The sequence below is a fragment of the Streptomyces sp. NPDC003027 genome (assembly GCF_053591435.1).
In genome coordinates this window covers 143,695-149,696 of sequence record NZ_JBSFTU010000011.1, presented here as the reverse complement: position 1 = coordinate 149,696, position 6,002 = coordinate 143,695, and the positions used below count along the sequence as shown (strand labels likewise).

General features: G+C 70.8%; 6 protein-coding genes. All 6 read right to left on the bottom strand.

The annotated features are described in order from the left end of the window. Window positions 1–2,153, bottom strand: a 2,153-nt coding sequence (locus ACWDX6_RS11585) for a homocysteine S-methyltransferase family protein (RefSeq protein ID WP_451484733.1), incomplete at its 3' end; no start/stop codon positions are given. Beyond that, the gene (locus tag ACWDX6_RS11580) at window positions 2,150–3,133 is read right to left on the bottom strand and encodes a carbohydrate kinase family protein (RefSeq protein WP_451484732.1); all 984 of its coding nucleotides are present in this window, start codon (window positions 3,131–3,133) and stop codon (window positions 2,150–2,152) included. The genes ACWDX6_RS11585 and ACWDX6_RS11580, both read right to left, overlap by 4 nt. Window positions 3,134–3,137: 4 nt before the next feature. Further along, complete coding sequence (gene metK, locus ACWDX6_RS11575; protein WP_451484731.1) at window positions 3,138–4,346, bottom strand: methionine adenosyltransferase; 1,209 nt, start codon at window positions 4,344–4,346, stop codon at window positions 3,138–3,140. After that, a complete protein-coding gene (locus tag ACWDX6_RS11570) occupies window positions 4,343–4,600 on the bottom strand; it encodes a phosphopantetheine-binding protein (RefSeq protein ID WP_451484730.1) in 258 nt (85 codons plus the stop codon). Before ACWDX6_RS11570 ends, metK begins: the two co-directional genes overlap by 4 nt. An 11-nt stretch (window positions 4,601–4,611) precedes the next feature. Beyond that, complete coding sequence (acpS, locus tag ACWDX6_RS11565; RefSeq protein ID WP_451484729.1) at window positions 4,612–5,064, bottom strand: holo-ACP synthase; 453 nt, start codon at window positions 5,062–5,064, stop codon at window positions 4,612–4,614. A 1-nt stretch (window position 5,065) separates the two neighbouring features. Next, complete coding sequence (locus ACWDX6_RS11560) at window positions 5,066–5,953, bottom strand: hypothetical protein (protein ID WP_451484728.1); 888 nt, start codon at window positions 5,951–5,953, stop codon at window positions 5,066–5,068. Window positions 5,954–6,002 lie beyond the last annotated feature (49 nt).

Here is a 6,002-nt window from a genome sequence, read left to right as displayed (position 1 = left end):
TCCATGTGCGGTTCGAGATACGCCACGGCCGTCTTCATGACCTCGGCGGACTGGAGCACGAACGGCAGCTGCATCTGACCCGAGCCGAACAGCTCACCGACCGTCTTCATCCCGTCCAGCAGGATGTCGTTGACGATCTCCAGGGCGGGGCGCCCGGCCAGCGCGGCATCGAGATCCGCCTCCAGGCCGTTCTTCTCGCCGTCGACGATCCGGCGCTTGAGGCGCTCCTCCAACGGCAGCGCGAGGAGTTCCTCGGCCTTCCCGGCCCTCAGGGACGTGGCCGTCGCGCCCTCGAACATCTCCAGGAAGCGTTGCAGCGGGTCGTAGCCCTCGGCACGCCGGTCGTGGATGAGATCCAGCGCGACCTCCACCTGCTCCGGCTCCAGCCGGGCGATGGGCACGATCTTCGACGCGTGGACGATCGCCGAGTCGAGACCCGCCTTCACGCACTCGTCGAGGAAGACGGAGTTCAGCACGATCCGCGCCGCCGGGTTCAGCCCGAAGGAGATGTTGGACAGGCCCAGCGTCGTCTGGACGTCCGGGTGGCGCCGCTTGAGCTCGCGGATCGCCTCGATGGTGTGGATGCCGTCCCGCCGGGACTCCTCCTGCCCGGTGCAGATGGTGAAGGTCAGCGTGTCGATCAGGATGTCCGACTCGTGGATTCCCCAGTTGCCGGTCAGATCGGCGATGATCCGCTCGGCGACGGCGACCTTGTGCTCGACCGTACGGGCCTGGCCCTCCTCGTCGATCGTCAGCGCCATCAGCGCCGCCCCGTGCTCCTTCGCGAGCGTCGTGACCCGCGCGAACCGCGACTCCGGCCCGTCCCCGTCCTCGTAGTTGACCGAGTTGATGACGGCCCGCCCGCCGAGCTTCTCCAGGCCCGCCTTGATGACGTCCACCTCGGTGGAGTCGAGGACGATCGGCAGCGTGGACGCGGTCGCGAACCGCCCGGCCAGCTCGGCCATGTCCGCGACGCCGTCACGGCCGACGTAGTCCACGCACAGGTCGAGCATGTGCGCGCCCTCGCGGATCTGGTCGCGGGCCATCTCGACGCAGTCGTCCCAGCGGCCCTCCAGCATGGCCTCGCGGAACTTCTTCGAGCCGTTGGCGTTGGTCCGCTCACCGATCGCCAGATACGCCGTGTCCTGGCGGAAGGGAACATGGCTGTACAGCGAGGAGGCGCCGGCCTCCACCTCCGGAACCCGCGCCGGCACGGCCGACCCCCGGACGCGCTCCACGATCCGGCGCAGATGCTCCGGCGTCGTGCCACAGCACCCGCCGACGAGCGCCGGGCCGTACTCCCGTACGAAACCCTCCTGCGCGTCGGCCAGTTCGGCCGGCGACAGGGGATAGTGGGCGCCGTCCGACGTCAGCACCGGCAGACCGGCGTTGGGCATGACGGACAGCGGGATACGGGAGTGGCGGGCGAGGTGGCGCAGGTGCTCGGCCATCTCCGCCGGGCCGGTGGCGCAGTTGAGCCCGATCATGTCGATGCCGAGCGGCTCCAGGGCGGTGAGCGCCGCCCCGATCTCCGAACCGAGCAGCATCGTGCCCGTGGTCTCCACGGTCACCTGCACGATCAGCGGCAGGTCGAGGCCGCACCACTCCAGGGCCCGGCGGGCGCCGACGACGGCCGCCTTGGTCTGGAGCAGGTCCTGCGAGGTCTCGATCAGCAGGGCGTCGGCGCCGCCCCGGATCAGCCCTTCGGCGTTCTGCTGGTACGCGTCCCGCAGCGGCTCGTACGTGGTGTGGCCGAGGGTCGGCAGCTTGGTGCCGGGGCCCATGGAGCCGAGGACCCAGCGGGGGCGTCCATCGGCGGCCGTGTGGGCGTCGGCGCTGGTGCGGGCGATCCGGGCGCCGGCCTCCGACAGGTCGTACACCCGGTTCTCCATGCCGTACTCGGCGAGCGCGGCAAGGTTCGCGCCGAAGGTGTTCGTCTCGACGCAGTCCACACCGACGGCGAAGTAGGCGTCGTGGACGGAGGCCACGATGTCCGGGCGCGTGACGTTCAGGATCTCGTTGCAGCCCTCCAGGTTCTGGAAGTCGTCCATCGTCGGGTCTGCGGCCTGGAGCATCGTGCCCATCGCCCCGTCGGCCACCACGACCCTCGTGGCGAACTCGTCGCGCAGCGAACCTCGCGCCGACCGCCTCATGACAGTCCTCTCAGATGGGTCACCAGCGAGGCCGTGCACCCGACCCCGTACGTCGTCCTGATCCGGTCGAGCAGCGGGTCCCGGTGCAGCCGGTACTCCTGCGTCCCCACGTAGTCGAGTACGGTCGCGGCGACCGCGCAGCCAAGCTGCGCCGCGCACCGCTCCGGCACACCCCACAGCGTCCCTGCGAGGAACCCGGCCCGGAAGCCGTCCCCGACCCCGGTCGGGTCGACGACCCCCGGCACCCGGACCGCCGGCACGGCCAGCGGCTCCCGGCCCTGGCCGCGCACCCGGACACCGGCCTCGCCGTGGGTGGTGATCCAGGTGCCGACGCGGCGCAGGACCTCCGCCTCCGGCCAGCCCGACCTCTCCAGGAGGAGCGCCGTCTCGTACTCGTTGGTGAACAGCCAGCGCGCGCCGTCCACGAGTTCGCGTACCTCGTCCCGGCCGAGCCGTGCCAGCTGCTGCGACGGGTCGGCGGCGAACGGGATACCGAGGTCGCGGCAGGCCCGGGTGTGCCGCAGCATCGCCTCGGGGTCGTCCGGGGAGACCAGGACCAGGTCCAGCCGCCCGGTCCGGGCGACGACGTCCCGCAGGTCGATCTCGCGGGCCTCCGCCATCGCTCCGGCGTAGAAGGTGGCGATCTGGTTCTGCGCCCGGTCGGTGGTGCAGACGAACCGGGCGGTGTGGAGCGACTCGCTGACGCGCACCGAGTCGGTGTCCACACCGTGGTCCTTCAGCCAGACCCGGTACGGCTCGAAGTCGGAGCCGACCGCGCCCACGAGCACCGGGCGCAGGCCGAGCACGCCGAGTCCGAAAGCGATGTTCGCTGCCACTCCACCGCGCCTTACCTCCAGGTTGTCGGCGAGGAACGACAGGGAGACCCGGTCCAGCCGGTCCGCGAGCAGCTGCTCGGTGAACCAGCCGGGGAAGGTCATCAGATGGTCGGTCGCGATGGATCCCGTGACAGCGATACGCATCCCCCTAAACCCCCGCCGCCTTCTTCAGGGCCTCCACCCGGTCCGTGCGCTCCCAGGTGAAGTCGGGGAGTTCGCGGCCGAAGTGGCCGTACGCCGACGTCCGGGCGTAGATCGGCCGCTTCAGGTCCAGGTCGCGGATGATCGCCGCCGGCCGCAGGTCGAAGACCTGTCCGACGGCGTCCTGGATCGCCTCGTCGGACAGCGTGCCCGTGCCGAAGGTCTCCACGAACAGACCGACCGGCTCGGCCCTGCCGATCGCGTACGCGACCTGCACCTCGCACCGCCGGGCGAGCCCGGCCGCCACGACGTTCTTGGCCACCCAGCGCATCGCGTAGGCGGCGCTGCGGTCCACCTTGGACGGGTCCTTGCCGGAGAACGCGCCGCCGCCGTGGCGGGCCATGCCGCCGTACGTGTCGATGATGATCTTCCGGCCGGTGAGTCCGGCGTCACCCATCGGGCCGCCCACCTCGAAACGCCCCGTCGGATTCACGAGCAGCCGGTAGCCGTCGCTCTCCAGGTTGACGCCCTCCTCGGCGAGCGCCTTCAGCTCCGCCTCGACGACGAACTCCCGGATGTCCGGCGCCAGCAGACCCTCGACGCTGATGTCGGCGGCGTGCTGGGACGACACCACCACCGTGTCCAGCCGGACCGGCCGGTCGCCGTCGTACTCGATGGTGACCTGCGTCTTGCCGTCGGGCCGCAGATAGGGCACGGTCCCGTTCTTGCGGACCTCCGTCAGCCGCCGCGCCAGCCGGTGGGCCAGCGCGATCGGCAGCGGCATCAGCTCGGTGGTGTCGTCGCAGGCGTAGCCGAACATCAGACCCTGGTCGCCCGCGCCCTGCGCGTCCAGCTCGTCCGAACCGCCCTCGACGCGGTTCTCGTACGCCGTGTCGACCCCCTGGGCGATGTCCGGCGACTGGGCGCCGATGGACACCGACACCCCGCAGGAGGCGCCGTCGAAGCCCTTGGCGGACGAGTCGTAGCCGATGTCGAGGATCGCCTCGCGCACCAGCTTCGCCATCGGGGCGTAGGCGGTGGTGGTCACCTCGCCGGCGATATGGACGAGACCCGTGGTGAGCAGGGTCTCCACCGCCACCCGCGACGACGGGTCCTCGGCGAGCAGCGCGTCGAGGATGGTGTCGCTGATCCGGTCGGCGATCTTGTCGGGGTGGCCCTCGGTCACCGACTCCGAGGTGAACAGGCGCCGGCTCATGCCTGGCCCACCTCCGCACGGGCGGGGGCGAAGAAGTGGGACTCGATCGCGGCCAGCGTCCGGATGGAGTCGACCTCGAGGGTCTCCATCTGGATCGACTGTCCGCTCTCCTGCTCCAGCAGGAAGACGAACTCGACGAAGGACAGCGAGTCGATGAGCCGGTTCTCGATGAGGTCCAGGTCGGCCGCGATGTCGTCGCGCTCCGGGTGACGCTCGAGGATCCAGTTCTTCACCTGCTGCAGGCCGTCGGCCATGGTGGGACTCCTTAGTGATGGTGTACGGAAGGGGTGGGGGGCGCGACGATGATCGGGGCGGCCACCGCGACCGCGTAGTCCACGTCGTGGCTGATGGACACGGTGATCTCGGTGATCCCGGACTCGGCGGCCATCTCGGCGGCCGACCGGTGCAGCTCCACCAGCGGCCAGCCGCCTTCGGAGCGCCGTACGACGATGTCCGGCCAGGGCAGGAACCTGCCCCTGACCCGGAGGGTCTTGAAAGCCGCTTCCTTGGCCGCGATCCGCCCGCACAGGCTCATGACGTCGAGCCCGGAGGAGGTACGGCAGTCGGCGAGTTCGCCGGGGGTGAGCATCCGCTCGAAGAACGTCTCGCCGTACTCGGTGAGAAGCCTGCGGACACGGTTGACGGACACGATGTCCATGCCGAGGTTCGCCCAGCCCAGGCCGCCCGCCGGCGGGGCGGCGGCGGGACGGGCCGGCACGTCAGATCACCGGCCCGGCCGCCACGCTCGCGTCGGCCCGCATGCGGGCGTTCGCGTCGAGGACCGCCTGCGTCGCCGCTTCCCAGTCGCCGTGCCGGCGGGTCAGCGCGGACAGCCAGCGCTCCAGACCGAAGGCCACGCAGCTGGTGAACGCGGGCCCGCCGCTCGACGCGAGCGTGATGTCGCAGCGCTCGCCGAAGAAGTTGCGATGGGTGTTGACCGACGCGATCGCCAGGTCCTCGTACAGGAACTCGTACTTCACCGGCGTGAGCCGCTGGAGCAGCGCCTTGGAACCGCCCTTGTCGAAGAACGGGTCGCAGGCGGCCTCCCTGCGCAGCGGCAGGTCGAGCGCCTCGGCGAAGGCCTGGACGCGGGCGGTGAAGTCCGCCAGATGCGTCTCGGCGTGCTCGCGCGCGCCGATGGCGACGATCTCGCGCATACGGAAGCCGAGCTGGCGGCGCATGCCTTCGTAGTGGGTCTCCTTGCGGAAGCACCAGGAACAGACGGTCACCAGGGTGTCGTCGGCGACCCGCCGGCCCTGATGGTCCAGGTAGACGGCGTAGCAGGACGCCGAGGGCAGTCCGAGCGCGGCGGGCTCCAGCGCGTCGCACGGAAAGCAGCCGGTGTCGGAACAGAAGGCCGAGGCGTCGCGGCGCTCCAGGTCGAGCGGGGCGGCGACGACGGCCTGGTGCGGGAAGTTGTCGTAGTAGTCGAGCCGGGCCAGGTCGGCGGCCGGCAGCAGCGGGGGCATGGTCATCGGGCGGGCGCCCGCGGACACGCCCCAGCTCTCGAAGGTGTCGTCGAGGAGCCGCAGCAGCGCGGTCGCCTCGGGGCCGAGGGACGGCAGGCCCCTCGTCTCCCCGGCACTCGCGGGGGTCGTCACGGTCATGGTGGATTCACCTCTCGGGTGATCTCTCGGATGATCTGCCGATCCGGGC

What these genes read in the sequence shown, in the direction of transcription:
- ACWDX6_RS11580 (WP_451484732.1), bottom strand. Translation starts at nt 3,133, where the DNA reads ATGCGTATCGCTGTCACGGGATCCATCGCGACCGACCATCTGATGACC.
- metK (WP_451484731.1), bottom strand. Translation starts at nt 4,346, where the DNA reads ATGAGCCGGCGCCTGTTCACCTCGGAGTCGGTGACCGAGGGCCACCCC.
- ACWDX6_RS11570 (WP_451484730.1), bottom strand. Translation starts at nt 4,600, where the DNA reads ATGGCCGACGGCCTGCAGCAGGTGAAGAACTGGATCCTCGAGCGTCAC.
- ACWDX6_RS11560 (WP_451484728.1), bottom strand. Translation starts at nt 5,953, where the DNA reads ATGACCGTGACGACCCCCGCGAGTGCCGGGGAGACGAGGGGCCTGCCG.